The sequence below is a fragment of the Arthrobacter sp. ZGTC131 genome (assembly GCF_002929275.1).
In the GTDB taxonomy this organism is placed as follows: domain Bacteria; phylum Actinomycetota; class Actinomycetes; order Actinomycetales; family Micrococcaceae; genus Arthrobacter.
Window position 1 is genome coordinate 157,310 of the sequence record NZ_PJIK01000002.1, and the last position, 16,348, is coordinate 173,657.

Consider the following 16,348-nt stretch of genomic DNA (forward strand, 5'->3'; position numbering starts at 1 on the left):
CCGCTTCTGATGCCGGCGCTGCTCTCCCGGCCCGCCGGATGACCACTTTAGGATTGATGCATGACTGACACCTGGCTGATTGTAGGCCTCGGAAACCCCGGACCCGAGTACAGCCGCAACCGGCACAACGTGGGCCAGATGGTCCTCGACGAACTGGCCGCCCGCATGGGCGGGAATTTCAAGGCCCACAAATCCAGGGCCCAGGTTTTTGAAGGCCGGCTCGGCATCGGAGGCCCGCGCCTCGTGCTCGCGAAACCCAGCACCTACATGAACGTTTCCGGCGGCCCCGTGTCCGCCCTGGCCAAGTTCTACGACGTTGATCCGTCCCGGGTGGTGGCGGTCCACGACGAAATTGATATTCCCTTTAATACGGTGAAGCTCAAGATCGGCGGTGGTGAAGGTGGCCACAACGGCCTTCGGGACATTTCCAAGGCGCTTGCCACCAAGGACTACCTTCGTGTCCGGGTGGGTGTCGGCAGGCCGCCGGGCCGGATGGACACCGCAGACTACGTCCTGCGCGACTTCGCCCCTGCCGAGAAAAAGGAGCTGCCTTTCCTGCTGGACGACGCCTCAGACGCCGTCGAACTGCTCATCACCGAGGGCCTGACCGCTGCACAACAGAGGTTTCATCCCGCCAAAGTCTGAGTGTGCCGGCGCGGTGCTATTTGCCTGCCCGGAAGCCTGAGAATTCATATTCCGCATGCCGAATATCAAGGTCGCCTCAAGGTCTGCGAAATGTAATTCAATGCCCTGTTTTACTGCCGGGGTAACGGGGTAGTCTTCTTCTAAGCGGGGGAGGCGATGGGGCCTTTATCCTGCCAAGCGGGATGTAAGGAAAAGTTCATGTCAATTGAGCCACTGAGCTGGGGACGTGGGTCTACGGCGGGCGTGCTGGCCGGGCCAGCGGCTGCCGGCGGAACGGACCTTCAACGATGGTCGGTTCCGGCGCGCAGTGCAGACCTTGAAGCCATCCGCAATGCGCTGACGGATCCCGATTCCCTGGGGGTAGTCATCACGGGCGCCCGTGGCGTGGGCAAATCCTCACTGGCCCGCACCGCGGTCGCGGAACTCGGCCCGGACGTCTGGGCGCTTCAGCTCCGCAGCCCACTGACAGGTTCCCAGACATCCTACGGTTGCCTCGCTTTCCTGCTCGCCAGGCTTCCGCAATCCGCGATGGGTTCACCCACGGCCATCCTTCAGGGAATCACGTCCCTCATCCGCAGCGATGCCGCAGGCCGGGACTGCATCATCACCCTGGACACCACCGGCATGATCGACGACATGAGCGCCGGCGTCCTCCTGAACATCATGCTTACCCGCACCGCTAAGGTGATCGCCATTGCCCCGGGCACCAGCGACCTTCCGGCGGATTTCCACTGGCTGCTCACAGACCGCCGGCTCACCGAGGTGCGGCTGGAGAACCTCAACGAACTCCAGACCCGGCAGGTGCTGCTGACCCTGCTTGGCCACCGTGTGTCAGCGTCGCTCGTGAGCACCTATCACGCCATCGTCGGCGGCAACCCCTTGCTGCTCAAAGCGCTCGTCACGGAGCAGCAGCAGTCCGGCAACCTGGTCCTGTCCGATTCCGTGTGGACCCTGCGGGACAAGGTGGTGCTCGACGGCGCAACCGGCCTCGATGACATTGTCCGCTCCCGGTGGTCCCGTGAAACCCCGGAAACCCGCGAGGTCATCGAAATGCTGTCCTGCGCCCGCAGGGTGAGCCTGGCCAGGCTCACGGAAGTCTATGGCACCGCCACTGTGGCCGACATGGAGGACGCCGGCCTGCTCACCGTGGGGGACACCGAGGCCCGCTGGGTATCACTGCGGGAACAGTACCTCGGGGACGTCGTCCGGTCCTGGCTGAGCATTTCACGGCGTCGGGAGCTCCGGAACCAGCTGCTGAACGGGGCGGAACCCGAGCTGTCCAACCTGTCCATGGAAGAGCGCATCGAATTCGCCGCCTGGACGCGGGAATGCCAGGCAGAACTCAGTCCGGCCCTGGCAGTGGCCGCGGCCGAGGCCGCCGTGCAGCTGTTCGACCCGCGGTTTGCGCTCAGCTGCCTCGAAAGCCTCAAGAGGACCGACGCCGAATGGGTCGTGGGGCAGCAGCACAAGGCCTCCGCCTACCTGCTGCTCGATCTGCCGCTCCAGGCCATGGCCGCCCTCGATGACATTTCGCAGGCGCAGCTGGACCAGCTCGGCGTCGAGGATTTCGCCAACGCTGTGGCAGCCAAGTGCCGTGTCATGGTCTGGCTGCCGGAACTGAAGGAAAAAGTCCCGGCAGAGCTGGAAAAGGCACGCGCGCGGCTGGGTGTGTCTCCCGGCACGGCCACCATCTGGCCCGAACCCCTGGGCGCGGCCATGAACCGCCTCATGCTGACGGAGTTCGAATACAAGGCCTTCATCGGCGACTATGCCCCCATGATCGAGGCACTGGAGGAAGCCGCGGATCCGGCCGCCAACAGGGACACGGGGTTCCGCATCCAGGCCTCCATGATCCTCATGCAGGCCCTGTCCGCCGTCGGCAGGGAAATGGACGCCCTCCAGCTGATGAGGCGGATTGGCGGCCAGCTTTCGGACGCCGGCCCCATGACCGGGCTGCGCGAGAGGTTCGCCATGACGGCCTTCGGTGTGCTGTTGCAGGCAGGCCAGTGGCAGCGCTGCCTGGACCTGGTCGGTCCACCCAAGGGGCAGGCGGATCGCCGCCTCGCCCACCGGACGTCAGCCACCGAGCTGGCCACCGGAATCGCCTACGTATACTCCGGCCGTGGCGCTGTTGCGCTCGATTCGCTGTTGTCTGCTGTGGCCCAGCTGGAACTGCGCCCGGTCCTTAACCTGCTCCAGGCAGCCTATGCGGCGACGGCCTTTGCGTACGCACAGATCGGCAATGCCGGACAGTCCCGAAAGTATCTCGACAAATTGAGCGGGGCGAGGGGCCCGTGCGACTTCGGCACTCGGACCATCACCGATTTCTGCTCCGATATGGCCGGCAGGTGGCTTGGCGACACCGACGCCGTCAAGCGCCTGCTGGAGACAGCCCGGCGCGACATCGCCGCGGGCCGGTACACCCTCGCGGGAATCAGCCTGCTGGGCGCTACGGTCAACGGTACCGACGACGACTTCCGACTGCTGGAGGAGGTCGCCGGCCATCGCCAGGGAAAGCTGGCCGAGATCTCGCGCTTAATTGCCGTGGGCAGCCGCACCAAGGACGCCAAAGTGCTCCTGGAGGGCGCGCACCTCTCCGCCGAGCTGGAGTTGGATGCGGTGGAGGCCCGGTGCGTTGCGCTCGCAGTGGACTTTGCGCGGCACTCCGGGGACTCCGCCTCCGCCCGCATAGCGCAGGCCCGGCTAGACAACCTCACTGCCACAGTGCCCAGCCTGCCTATCGTCCCGAGCAGCGGCAGCCCACTCCTCACCGCCCGTGAGCGGCAGATTTCCCGGCTGGCAGGAAAGGGCGTCTCCAACCGGGACATTGCCCTGGAGATGGGCGTTTCCGTCCGCACCGTGGAAGGTCACCTGTACCAGGTCTTCACGAAGCTCGGCGTGACCTCCAGGGGTGATCTGCCTGGACTCGTCTAATGGCCGCGTGAAAGCGGAATCCGATCAGAGGCAGCTGACTGGCCGCCGGGAAGTGATTGAGCACGTCTGCACAATCATCCGCAGCCGGGCGAGCCAGGCTGTCTACCTTATGGCGGGGCCCGGCATCGGGAAGTCCTCGGTCACGGATGCCGTCAGCGAGCGGATGTCCGCGGAAATGACCATCCTGCGCATCCATGGCAGCTCGTCGCTCGCCAAGGTCCCTTACGGCGTGCTGGCTCCGTACACCGCGGAGCTCCCCGCAGAAGATGCGGACTCCCCGGTTGCCGTCCTCAGGGCGGTCTGGACCTATTTCCAGCAGCTCAAGGGGCTCAAAGATGTGCCCCTGCTCCTTGTAGTGGACGACGCACACCACCTCGACGATGCCACTGCAAGCCTTGTGGTGGACATGATGTCGGCGGGGTGGGCCAGCGTCCTGGCCGCAGGCCGTCCACGTCCCGGACTGCCGCAAGCCCTGAACCAGCTGTGGTACGACGGCCTCGCTGAGCGCGTGGACCTCAGGCCCCTCACCGGCGATCAGGTGACGGAGGTGGTGGAACACACCTTGCAGGGGACTGTCCCGGCCAGCACGGTGCAATCGCTGTGGTCCGCTTCGGGCGGCAACCCGCTGCTCCTGAACTGCCTGCTCAGTGATGCGGTCGCGGACGGGACCCTCGCCAAACGGAACGGAATCTGGCTGCTCCTGGGACCTTTGCCCGCCGATGGGCCCAGGCTCTCCGACGTCGTCGTCAAGGACCTCCTCCGCAGGACACAGGATGAACAGGATGCCCTGCGGGTCATCGCCCTCGCCGAACCCGTCCATCGCAGCCTTATCGAAGACGTGTGCGGGGCAGCTGTGGTGCGGTCCCTCCTGGACAACCAGATCGTGAGCGAATCCACCGGCCGGCAAAGCGAACTGCGGCTGTGGCATCCCATCCTGGGTCAGTCCATGCGGCACCAGGTGTCGGTCTCCAGGAGCCTGCAGCTGCGACAAAAACTGGACGAATTCCTTGACCCCCGGAATGCCGGAGCCGAGGGCAGGCTGAGGATGGTGGAGTGGTCACTGGAGTGCGGCATGGACGTGCCTGATCCGGACCTGCTGGACGCCGCGCTGCTGGCTGTGACGATGTTCAACAATGCCGGTGCCCGCCTCATGACGGCACACGTCCGCACCCCCGAGCTGCTGGCGCACGCGCAGTCCATCACCGCGAGGACACTCTTCAACGAAGGCAAATACCGGGAAGCCGCGGCGCTTCTGGACGGGTGCTGGCTTGAGTTGGCAGGGGATCCCGAAGCCCCGCACATTCTGATGCTCAGGGCGTCGGCCCATCTGGCGCTGGGCAAGTCCGCCCAGCTCCTTCGCGCCGAATCCCGTCACCAGCTCGAAAGCGCCGGACTCGAGGTGGCGGATTCCTGGCAGGACCGGATCCACGGGCTGCTCGAGCTGGCTGACGCCGGCGATCACGAAGGCATACGCAAGGTCATTGCCGCGCTCGGGTACGCGTCCGTTGCCGGCGGGTCCGCGGCAGCGGACGCTGGCGGTGGCACCACCACGGGGACGGAAGGCGAACGGTCCGGGACTGAGCTCCGCGGCGCGTCTGTCATTGAGACCACCCACGCGTTGGCCCAGACCCTGCTCGCCCAAACCCTGGTATCGGCCGGGCTGGCCCACCAGGCGCACGCTGCCGCCCTCGCCGCGGCACCTTCGTTGCCGGTGCTGCATGGCGGCCTGTACTTCTTCGATGAGTTTGTCCTGACCCGACTGGTGGCGGCATCGCTGGCCGCCGGCAACTGGGAATCGGCCGAGCATGAGCTGTCCACGTACCCGCCGGAGCGGGCCGAGGGGGCGGCCACGTTTGGCGGCGGAATCCAGGTGCTCCGCGGCTTGGCGTTCCTGCGGCAGGGCCAGCTGGAACGCGGCTACCAGGTTCTCCTGCCTGCTGTCGAAGCCCTTCGCGTCAACGATCCGCTCCAGGAGTTCAGGTTCGGCTCGGCGCTGGCCTTCTACGCGGCGGCGCGGCTGGGAGATGCCCCCCAGGCCAAGCGGCTCGAGCAGGACTTCATCGCCGCACGGCATGCCAGCGGCCCGGGCTGCGAGCTGTTGGCGGAGGCGTACGCGGCGGCAGCGGCGGAGTATCTGGACCGGAAGGGCAGCGGGCTGGATAAACTCCGGGAGCTGGCGGCGTCGGATCCTGTTGCCGCCCAGCCGGGCATCCGGATGGAATGCCTGATCCTGTGTTCCGATCTGGGGGACCGCTCGGTCATCGAGGAGCTTGCTTCGCTGGCCGGTGCCGTTGAAGGCCGGTGGGCGGCAGGGTGGAGGCAGCTCGCCCAGGCATGGGCCTCGGCGGACGCTGACCTCCTCATGGAGACCGCCGCGGGACTTGAAGAAGCCGGCCTGATCAACCTGGCGCGTGAGGGGTACGCCCGGGCAGGTGCTCTGCTGGACGGCGCCGGGGAGCGGCGGCGCGCCCGCCAGGCCGTGGCCCACCGGGAAAAGTGCGACGAAGAACTGGGCGAGCGGTTCAGGGAGAGCCCGTTCGTCGCCTCGGTCCCGAGTGTCCACCTGACCCGCCGCGAGCGGGACATCGTGGAGCTGGCCGTTCAGGGGCTGTCCGACCGCGAGATCGCCCAGCAGCTCATGGTGTCGGTCAGGACCGTTGAAGGCCACCTGTACAGAAGCTACGTCAAACTGGGCGTCCGCCGGCGGGACGAGCTGGCCCTCGCCCTGCCCAAGAAGTAGCCCGAGACGTAGCTCTCCCCGAAGAGGTAGCCGCCTGCCGATGTGGCTGCCTACCGATGCAGCGGGTCAGCCCGCCGCCTGCGCAGCCCCTCCATTCCCTCTGATGCCCCACCATCCTGCTGCCAGCCCGCGCGCAGACCTGCCAAATTTCCGCGCCATCCCGGTCCCGTCAGGGCCGCCTGCGCGAACCAGTAGTCGAGTACCTGAAAAAACGAGTACACAGTACTCGTGCCGGAAATGGTCGTGCGCGATTAACTGAGAGTGGCAGCAGAAGCGGTGTCCAGAACACCGCCAAAGCTGCCGCCAAGGCAGTGCAGGTCTCGATCCGCGTACTTCCGGCCCAAAGCGGTCCGGGTTCAGGCGGGGCCGGCGACGTCAGAGCCTTCTGAGACCGAGGCTCTCCCCCCAGCCGTCGCCGGCCCTTATAAGTGGTAGACGTGCCGGAAGATTCCGGCACAGTGCGGGCGGCCTTTCCCGGGGAAGGGCCGCCTTCACTGTGCTGTGGGACAATTGAGGGGTACCTCAAGGCACCCAAGGAGTCCCATTGGCCGTCGTATCAACGCCACCCACGCTCTCGCGTGCCCTCCCCGCCATGGACAACGCTGAGGTCCTGCGGATCCGGAACGACTTTCCCGTGCTGGACCAGCTGGTCAATGGCCGTCCGCTGGTCTATCTGGACTCCGGTGCCACGTCACAGAATCCGCTGAGCGTCATCGAGGCCGAACAGGAGTTCTACGAGCAGCGGAACGCAGCCGTGCACCGCGGCGCCCACCACCTTGCCGTCGAGGCGACGGAAGTGTTTGAGGACGCCCGGCAGACTGTCGCCGACTTCATCGGGGCGCAGTACGAGGAAATTGTCTGGACGTCTAACGCCACCGAGGGCCTGAACCTCATCAGCTATGCGCTTTCCAACGCCAGCCTGTGGGCCGCGCAGGGACGCGGGGACGCGCGGCTGCGGGACCTGGCACTTGGGCCGGGCGACGAGATCGTGGTCACCGAAATGGAGCACCACGCAAACCTGATTCCGTGGCAGGAACTGGCGTACCGGACCGGCGCCAGGCTGCGGCACATCCCAATCGACGACTCAGGGTCGCTGCGCATGGACCAGGCCGCGGAAATCGTGGGGGAGCGCACCCGGCTGCTGGCCTTCACCCACGCGTCCAACGTGCTCGGCACCATCAATCCGGTCAGCCACCTTGTGGCCTTGGCGCACCGCGTCGGTGCCTTGGTGGTGCTGGACGCCTGCCAGTCGGCGCCGCACCTGTCCCTTGACGTCAAGCAGCTCGACGTCGACTTTGCAGTGTTCTCCGGCCACAAGATGCTCGGCCCCACGGGAATCGGCGTGCTGTACGGCAAGCAGGAGCTCCTGGACGTGCTGCCGCCCTACCAGACCGGCGGTTCCATGATCACCACCGTGACCATGGAACGGGCCGAATATCTTCCCTCGCCCCAGAGGTTCGAGGCCGGGACGCAGAAAATCTCCCAGGCCGTGGCCCTCGCGGCAGCAGTCAACTACCTGACGGAGACCGGAATCGACCGCGTGCACCGCTGGGAGTCCGAACTTGGCCAGCGCATGGTGGCGGGCCTGGAAGGCATCGACGGTGTCCGGGTGCTGGGCCCCGCCGCCGGCATGGACCGCATCGGCCTGGCGGCGTTCGACGTTGCCGGTGTCCATGCCCACGACGTCGGCCAGTTCCTTGACGCACGCGGAATCGCCGTCCGCGTGGGCCACCACTGTGCCCAGCCGCTGCACCGGCGCCTTGGCCTGACGGCCACCACGCGGGCCAGCGCCTACTTGTACAACACCACCGACGACGTCGATGAATTCCTGGATGCGGTGTCCGGGGTCCGCGCCTACTTCCGGGCTTAGTGCCCGGCTATCAGAAGACAGGTACTTGAGCATGAGTCTCGACCAGCTTTACCAGCAGATCATCCTGGACCATTCCAAGGCCAGGCATGGCAGCGGCCTGTCGGAAACGGCGGCTCCCGACGGCGCCTCCACCGGGCAGTCGCACCAGCTGAATCCAGTCTGCGGCGACGAAGTCACCCTGCGGGTTGCCGTGGACCACGGGACCGTTGCCCAGCTGGCGTGGGACGGCGCCGGCTGCTCCATTTCCATGGCGTCAGCGTCCGTGCTGAGCGAGATGGCAGAAGGCATGTCCGTGGAGGAACTGCGCTCGGTGATCGGCAACTTCCGCGAAGTCCTGCGCTCGCGCGGAAAAGTCCACGCGGATCCCGAAGTCCTGGGCGATGCCGCAGCGTTTGAGGGCGTGGCCCGCTATGCAGCGCGGGTGAAGTGCGCCATGATCTCCTGGGTTGCCGCGGAGGACGCCCTGAACCAGGCCGCGTAGCAAGTTCCGGTCAGCTCTGTCCGGTCCGCTCGAAAACATCAGGCACGCCGTCGCCGTCGTCGTCCCGCTTTTCCTCGATTTCCACTTGGCGGTAGTGCCCGTTTCGGGCCCTCAGTACGACGGCGGCAATCACCGATGCGGTCAGCGAGCCGGCCAGGATGGCCACCTTCGCGTGGTTATCGTGCACTGAACCGGGGCCGAAGCTCAGTTCCGCGATGAGCAGGGACACCGTGAAGCCCACCCCCGCAAGGAGGGACAGGCCGGCGACGTCGATCCACTTCAGCCCCTCGTCGAGCTTTGCCCGGGTGGTTTTGGTGACTAGGAAGGTGGCACCGAAGACGCCGATCGCCTTGCCCGCGACCAAGGCAGCCATGATGCCCAGTGCCACGGGGTCGGCAAGGGCGGAGGCGATCCCGGCCGTTCCGCCGATCGCGACGCCGGCGGAGAAGAAGGCGAAGACGGGCACAGCGAAGCCGGCGGAGACCGGCCGCAGCGAGTGCTCCAGGCGTTCTGCCATGCCTGGCACGTGGCCGTCGCCATGGCCGGCGGCGGCCCCGGCTCCCGCCGGGAGGGGGTCCCGCCGTGAGACGAGCACCGGGACTGTGAACCCGAGCAGGACGCCGGCCACGGTGGCGTGGATCCCGGAGGCATGCACCAAGGCCCAGGTGGCCGCCGCCAGCGGCACCAGGATGTACCAATGGCTGATGCGTTTCCGGACCACCAAGGCAAAGAGCCCCAGCGGGACTAGGGCGGCCAGCAGGAAGACCGGCTGCAGGTCGGCGGAGTAGAAGAACGCGATGATGCCGATCGCGATCAGGTCATCCACCACGGCGAGGGTCAGCAGGAAGGTCCTGAGCGCCGCCGGGAGGTGGGTGTTGATGACGGCCAGCACGGCCAACGCAAACGCGATGTCCGTGGAGCCAGGGTGCCCAGCCCCTGAGGGCCTCGGCACCCTGGCTCCAGGTGACGGCGGCGTAAATGATGGCCGGTACGGCCACGCCGCCCATTGCCGCGGCGACCGGAACGATCGCCCTGGACGGCCTGCGGAGCTCGCCGGAAACAAACTCCCGCTTCAGTTCCAGTCCGGCAATGAAGAAGAAGATCGCCAGCAGGCCGTCCGAGGCCCAGTGGCCAACGCTCAGCCGGAGGTGCCACGGCTCGAACCCCAGTTCCAGGTCCCGCAGGCCGAAGTAGGCGCCCGCAGCCGGGGAGTTGGCCCAGACCAGGGCGGCTGCCGTGGCGGCGAGGAGCAGGGCCCCGCCCACCGTCTCCAGCCGAAGGATGGCGGCGATCCGGACGTATTCCTGATAGGTGGAGCGGCTAAACACCGGGCGCGCGCGGGACGGAAGGGGCGGTCTGGCCACTGGGGCTCCTTGCTCAGGGGTTGGCAAACGTATTGCCGACCAGACTTCCCGGCGCACCTTTTGTTGCCAGCTTAACCGAGTCAGCCCGGCCCCGCAGCCGGGCAGGGCCGCTCAGCCGAGCAGGGCCGCTCAGCCGAGCAGGGCCGCTCAGCCGAGCAGGGCCGCGATCCCGATTCCGGCCGTGGCGGCACCCAAGACCATGGATACCGCCACGAGCACCACGTGGACCGTGAGGAACTTCGTGGCCTTGCCGGCGGTGTCCCGCGCCCGCGGGTCCTTCATCACCCGGCGCAGGAACTGCGGCCACACGACGAGCGACCAAACGCCGGAGATGATCAGGATCCAGGCAAGTACGGCGGGGACGTCCACGGCCTTAGTGGCTTTCGAGCCAGGACTGGGCCTGCTGGGACTGGATGTTCAGCGCCTTGCCCACCATAGGCTCGGCTGCTTCGGCAATCTTTCCGCCCAGGAACGGGACGGAGGACGTGACGTTGCCCTCGAGCTCCACGCGGGTGCTGCCGCCGTCGGCCACGAGCCGCTGGACTGCCGTGACATCGATGGGGGCACCGGCGATCTTGAGGGAGATGTTGCTCCGGCGGGAGCCGTCGGCGCCCGGAGCCTCCCAGTTCTCCACCTGCGTCACCTTGAGCGTTTCACCCACGAACTTGCGGGCGATTTCCGGCAGGCGGGTGGTGGGCAGGGTGCGGACGGAAGTGGTGCTGAAGGCTCCCGCAACGTCACCGTCCACGGTGAAGGACTCGAGGTTGCCGCCCACGAGTTCGCTGGTGTGGCGCTGGAAATCCTCATTGACGAAGACTTCAGCGACCTTGTCGACGCCGTGGGGAAGGGTAGTGGATGCACTCAGTGCCATGGATCCTCCATTGTTGTGGGGTCAGAACGCTTTTTGCTCCCAACATCCTACGGGCTTGCCTGTGTCTCCTTGTCACCGGGCCGCCCGTCGCCGGACTTTTCCGCAGCGGCGATCTTCCTGGCCGCTGCGGTGATGTTGCGCGACATGGCCGGAAAGATGAGGCTGTGGAACGGCAGGACTGCCAGCCAGTAGAGCCGGCCGCTGAGTCCCTTGGGGAAGAAGATGGCCCGCTGACGGTACCGGCTACCGGCACCGTCGGGTTCCACTGACAGCTCAAGCCAGGCACGGCCCGGCGCGCGCATCTCGGCCCGCAACCGGAGCAGGTGGCCGCGCTCGATCCGCTCCACCCGCCACCAGTCCACCACTTCGCCGGAGACGAGGTGGTGGGGGTGCCGCCGGCCCCGAAGCAGGCCGGCGCCGCCCGAAAGCTTGTCGAGCCAGCCGCGGACGCTCCATGCGAGGGGCAGGGAATACCAGCCGTTCTTGCCGCCGATGCCCTCGATGACGGTCCACACATGCGCAGGGTCGACGTCGCCGTGGAAGGTCCGCTCATCCACGTAAACCTTGTGGCCGGCCCATTCGGGATCGCTCGGCAGCGGATCGGCATCCACGCCGGCGCTGGCCCAAGTGGTTTCCACCTGCGCGTCGCGTTCCTTGCCCAGCGCGAGGGCAACGGCCTTGCGGTAGCCGGTCAGGCCGCCGTCGGGCTGTTTGATGTAGTTGTCGATGTCGTGTTCGGCCGAGACGGCGTCGTGCTGCAGCGACTGCACCAGCGGGACGGACATGGACAGCGGAATCGGGGTGACCAGCGCCACCCACAGGCCGGCCAGCCGGGGCGCCGGGATGGGCAGCGCCAGGACCAGGCGGTGCGGCAGGCCGGCCTCGGCTGCGTACTCCTGCATCATGCCGGCGTAGCTCAGCACGTCCCTGGAACCGATATCGAAAGTCCGGTTGAGCCGCTCCTGCAGTGAGGCGGCTCCCACCAGGTAATGCAGCACGTCCCGGACGGCGATGGCCTCGATGCGGTTCCGCACCCAGCTGGGTGCGGGCATGAGGGGAAGCGTCTCGGCGAGGTGCCTGATCATCTCGAACGATGCCGAGCCCGAGCCGATTACCACGCCGGCTTGGAACACCACTGCGTCCACCGGGCCGGACAGGAACACCTTGCCCACCGCATCGCGGGAGCGCATGTGCGTGGACAGCTCGGTGTCGTGCGGGTGCAGGCCGCCGAGGTAGACGATCCGCTGCACATCGGCCGCAGCTGCGGCCTTCGCCACGAGCTCGGCCATGGATTTTTCCTTGGCCTCGAAGCCAGACCCGGCCGCCATCGAGTGGACCAGGTAATACAGGACGTCGACGCCCTTCAGGGCATCCTGCAGGGCAGCGGCGTCGTCGAGGCTGCTGCGCACCACCTCCACGTCGTCGAACCAGGGCACGCCGGCGATTTTCTCCGGGGACCGGACAAGCACTTTCACGCGGTGCCCCGCGTCGAGCAGCCGCGGGACCAGCCGACCGCCGATATATCCTGTGGCGCCTGTGACCAGCACCGTCCTGCTGTCATTTCCGGTGTGGTCGCTCATGGGAGTCTCCTTAGGATGGCTGCAGTGCCGGGCCAGCTTCATCTGCCAAGCAAGCTTAGCAACGGGGCGCCGTGACGCCGGCGGCCGCCTCTGACGCCCGGATGCCGCCCTGCGGCTGCGGGGGTAGGCTGGGAACTCCCGGTATTCTCGCGAATTTCGGGTTTTCGTGTTGCCTGCGTTCCAAGTGAATACCCCAGGAGATCCAGCCATGAGCCCCACCGGCCCGTCCCTCACCGGCCTGCGCCGCATCCTCGCCGCAGACAAGACTTTCGCCCGCGTTCAGGCCGAAGCGGCGAGGAGCTTCGGCGTTCGCAGCGAGGACTACCAGATCAGTGCCCCCGCGGGTCTGCGCGCGGTGCTGCTGGCGGAGATGGCGGACGGGCTGGCACAGGCACAGGGCGGGGATAGCGCGCCCGGCGTGGTCCTGGCCGTCACCGCCACCGGGCGCGAGGCGGAGGACCTGACGGCGGCCCTGCGGGCCTACCTGCCGGCCGACGCGGTGGCCGAGTTCCCCAGCTGGGAAACGCTGCCGCACGAGCGGTTGTCGCCGCGGTCGGACACCGTGGGCCGGCGTCTTTCGGTGCTGCGCCGGCTGGCGCATCCGGAAAGTACGACGGCGGGACCCCTGCGGGTGGTGGTGGCACCCGTTCGCGCCGTGGTCCAGCCGATCGTGGCCGGCCTGGGTGAACTGGTACCGGTCACCCTGAAAGTGGGCCAGGAGGCCCCCTTCAGCAGCGTGGTCAAGAGTCTCGCCGCCGCCGCCTACGCCCGGGTGGACATGGTGACCCGGCGGGGCGAGTTCGCCGTCCGCGGCGGCATGCTGGACGTCTTCCCGCCCACCGAGGACCACCCCATCCGGGTGGAATTCTTTGGCGACGAGGTGGACCAGATGCGCTGGTTCGCCGTCGCCGACCAGCGCTCGCTGGCCTCGCCCGGCCTGCACCACCCCACAGAACTCCACGCCCCGCCGTGCCGCGAAATCCTGATCACCCCCTCCGTGATGTCCCGGGCAGCCACGCTGAAATCGCAGCTACCGGCCGCCGCGGACATGCTGGAAAAGATCGCCGGCGGCATTGCCGTCGAAGGCATGGAATCGCTGGCCCCGGTGCTGGTGGACGCCATGGTGCCGTTCATGAAGCAGCTCCCCGCCGGGTCCGTTTCGGTGGTCATAGAACCGGAGAAGGTCCGGACCCGGGCGCACGACCTCGCCGCCACCAACGAGGAGTTCCTGGAAGCGGCATGGTCCACGGCGTCCGACGGCGGCACGGCACCTTTGGATCTCAGCTCCCAGGCCTCGGCGGCGCTGCACTCCGCCAGCTTCCGCTCGCTGACCGAGACCCGTTCCGCGGCCTTGGGCCATGAGGTGTCCTGGTGGTCCATCACCTCGCTGGCCACCGATGAGGAACTCACGCCGGACATCAACGTGCTTAACCTCCATGCCCGTGAACCCCGGGGCTACCAGGGCGACGTAGCCGAAATGATGGACTTCATCGGTTCCCACGTGCGGGACCAGTGGCGCATAGTGGTGGCCACGGAAGGGCCCGGGCCGGCGCAGCGCCTGGCTGAGCTCTTCCACGACGCCGATATCCCGTGCGCCCGCGTGGACTCCCTGGACCACGAACCCCAGGCGGGCATCATCGAGGTGACCACGGCCGCCGTCGGACGCGGTTTTGTCCTGGACGGGCTGAAAACCGGGCTGCTGACGGAGGCCGACCTGCTGGGACGCACCTCCGCGGGCTCCACGAAGGACATGCGCCGCATGCCGTCCAAGCGGCGGAACGCCGTGGACCCGCTGCAGCTGCTGGCGGGGGACCACGTCGTCCACGAACAGCACGGCATCGGCAGGTTCATCGAACTGATCCAGCGTAAGGTGGCCGGCGGCGGGGACGGCGTCCGCGAGTACCTGGTGCTGGAATACGCGCCCTCCAAGCGCGGAGCGCCCGGGGACAGGCTCTTCGTCCCCACCGACCAGCTGGACCAGGTGACGCGCTATGTGGGCGGCGACACCCCTGTGCTGAGCAAGATGGGAGGCTCTGACTGGGCCAGCACCAAGTCCAAGGCGCGCAAGGCGGTCAAGGAAATCGCCGGCGAGCTCATCCGGCTCTATTCGGCCAGGATGGCCTCCCGCGGCCACGCGTTCGGACCAGACACTCCCTGGCAGCGCGAGCTCGAGGAGGCATTCCCCTATGTGGAGACGCCGGACCAGCTCACCACCATCAACGAGGTAAAGGCTGACATGGAGCGGGAGATCCCCATGGACCGCCTCGTGTCCGGCGATGTTGGCTATGGCAAGACCGAAATCGCCGTGCGGGCCGCGTTCAAGGCCGTGCAGGACGGCAAGCAGGTGGCCGTGCTGGTGCCCACCACCCTGCTCGCACAGCAGCACTACGAGACGTTCACCGAGCGATTCTCCGGCTTCCCGCTGAAGGTGCGGCCGCTGTCCCGGTTCCAGGCGTCGAAGGAGGCGAAGGAAACGGCCGAGGGCGTGAAGAACGGGACCGTGGACGTGGTGATCGGCACGCACCGGCTGCTCTCCAAGGACTTCGCGTTCAAGGACCTGGGCCTGGTGATCGTGGACGAGGAGCAGCGCTTCGGCGTGGAGCACAAGGAAGCGCTGAAGAAGATGCGCACCAATGTGGACGTCCTTGCCATGAGCGCCACCCCGATTCCCCGGACCCTGGAGATGTCCCTGACGGGCATCCGGGAAACCTCCACCCTCGCCACGCCGCCGGAGGAACGGCACCCGGTGCTGACCTACGTGGGGCCCTACACGGACAAGCAGACCTCCGCCGCAGTACGCCGCGAACTCATGCGCGAGGGCCAGGTGTTCTTCGTGCACAACCGCGTTTCCACGATCGAGCGGACCGCCGCCAAGATCCGCGAGCTGGTGCCCGAGGCCAGGGTTGAGGTGGCGCACGGGCAGATGTCGGAGAGCCGGCTGGAGCAGATCATCGTGGACTTCTGGGAGAAGCGCTTCGATGTGCTGGTCTGCACCACCATCATCGAAACCGGGCTGGATATTTCCAACGCCAACACACTGATTGTGGACGGAGCGGACAAGTACGGGCTCTCGCAGCTCCACCAGCTGCGCGGCCGCGTGGGCCGCGGACGCGAGCGGGCCTACGCCTACTTCCTGTATCCGTCGGAAAAGCCCTTGGGTGAAGTGGCACTCGAACGCCTGAAGGCCGTGGCCACGCACAACGAGCTCGGTGCCGGCATGCAGCTGGCCATGAAGGACCTCGAAATCCGCGGCGCCGGCAACCTGCTGGGCGGCGAACAGTCCGGCCATATCCAGGGCGTGGGCTTCGACCTCTACATCCGGCTGGTGGGCGAGGCGGTGGCGGACTACCGCGGCGAGGCCGAGGAAAAGGCCGCGGAGATGAAGATCGAGCTTCCGGTCAACGCGCACCTGCCGCACGACTACGTTCCGGGTGAGCGCCTCCGGCTGGAGGCCTACCGCAAGCTGGCTGCGGCCATCACCCATGAAGCGATCGACGAAGTGCTGGCCGAGCTCGTGGACCGTTACGGGGAGCCGCCGCTGCCCGCGCAGAACCTGGTGGCAGTGGCACGGTTCCGGGTGGGTGCCCGGGAGGCCGGCCTGTCCGACGTCGCACTGCAGGGCAACTTCATCAAGTTCTCGCCCGCACAGCTTCCGGAGTCCAAGACCATGCGCCTGAACCGCATGTACCCGGGCGCCCAGTCGAAGCCGGCGCTCGACGCCGTGCTCATCCCCAAGCCGAAGACGGCGAAGATCGGCGGCCGGGACCTCCAGGACGCCGAGATCCTGGAGTGGGCCAACGGCGTGATCCGCAACATCTTCTCCGACGCGCCTCTATCCGTCTCACCGACGGGGAGCTAGCCGG

9 protein-coding genes and 1 pseudogene are annotated in these 16,348 nt (G+C 67.1%); 6 read left to right on the top strand and 4 right to left on the bottom strand.

The window, feature by feature from the left end; genetic code table 11:
- Positions 1 to 60 precede the first annotated feature (60 nt).
- The 5 genes from pth to sufU all read left to right on the top strand — a co-directional run bounded on the left by pth (position 61) and on the right by sufU (position 8,670).
- Complete coding sequence (pth, locus tag CXQ90_RS03820) at positions 61 to 645, top strand: aminoacyl-tRNA hydrolase (protein ID WP_104137093.1); 585 nt, start codon at positions 61 to 63, stop codon at positions 643 to 645.
- 198 nt (positions 646 to 843) lie between these two features.
- Entirely contained in the window at positions 844 to 3,579 is a 2,736-nt protein-coding gene (locus CXQ90_RS03825) for a LuxR C-terminal-related transcriptional regulator (protein WP_104137094.1), read from the top strand.
- Between the two features lie 7 nt (positions 3,580 to 3,586).
- Complete coding sequence (locus CXQ90_RS03830) at positions 3,587 to 6,319, top strand: LuxR C-terminal-related transcriptional regulator (RefSeq protein WP_258064355.1); 2,733 nt, start codon at positions 3,587 to 3,589, stop codon at positions 6,317 to 6,319.
- Between the two features lie 544 nt (positions 6,320 to 6,863).
- Positions 6,864 to 8,189 (top strand): cysteine desulfurase, encoded by a 1,326-nt coding sequence (locus CXQ90_RS03835; protein ID WP_104137097.1) that lies wholly within the window; start codon positions 6,864 to 6,866, stop codon positions 8,187 to 8,189.
- Positions 8,190 to 8,220: 31 nt separating this feature from the next.
- A complete protein-coding gene (gene sufU, locus CXQ90_RS03840; protein ID WP_104137099.1) occupies positions 8,221 to 8,670 on the top strand; it encodes a Fe-S cluster assembly sulfur transfer protein SufU in 450 nt (149 codons plus the stop codon).
- 10 nt (positions 8,671 to 8,680) lie between these two features.
- Here the strand turns inward: sufU and nhaA are convergent.
- The 4 genes and pseudogenes from nhaA to CXQ90_RS03860 all read right to left on the bottom strand — a co-directional run bounded on the left by nhaA (position 8,681) and on the right by CXQ90_RS03860 (position 12,485).
- Positions 8,681 to 10,034, bottom strand: a pseudogene (gene nhaA / locus CXQ90_RS03845) (Na+/H+ antiporter NhaA).
- 147 nt (positions 10,035 to 10,181) lie between these two features.
- The gene (locus CXQ90_RS03850; protein ID WP_104137100.1) at positions 10,182 to 10,403 is read right to left on the bottom strand and encodes an SCO4848 family membrane protein; all 222 of its coding nucleotides are present in this window, start codon (positions 10,401 to 10,403) and stop codon (positions 10,182 to 10,184) included.
- A 4-nt stretch (positions 10,404 to 10,407) separates the two neighbouring features.
- The gene (locus tag CXQ90_RS03855; protein ID WP_104137102.1) at positions 10,408 to 10,905 is read right to left on the bottom strand and encodes a DUF2505 domain-containing protein; all 498 of its coding nucleotides are present in this window, start codon (positions 10,903 to 10,905) and stop codon (positions 10,408 to 10,410) included.
- A gap of 47 nt (positions 10,906 to 10,952) precedes the next feature.
- The gene (locus CXQ90_RS03860) at positions 10,953 to 12,485 is read right to left on the bottom strand and encodes an SDR family oxidoreductase (RefSeq protein WP_181038413.1); all 1,533 of its coding nucleotides are present in this window, start codon (positions 12,483 to 12,485) and stop codon (positions 10,953 to 10,955) included.
- Between the two features lie 208 nt (positions 12,486 to 12,693).
- Here CXQ90_RS03860 and mfd point away from each other — a divergent pair, with 208 nt between their 5' ends.
- Positions 12,694 to 16,344 (top strand): transcription-repair coupling factor, encoded by a 3,651-nt coding sequence (gene mfd / locus CXQ90_RS03865; protein ID WP_104137105.1) that lies wholly within the window; start codon positions 12,694 to 12,696, stop codon positions 16,342 to 16,344.
- The last annotated feature ends 4 nt before the right edge of the window (positions 16,345 to 16,348 follow it).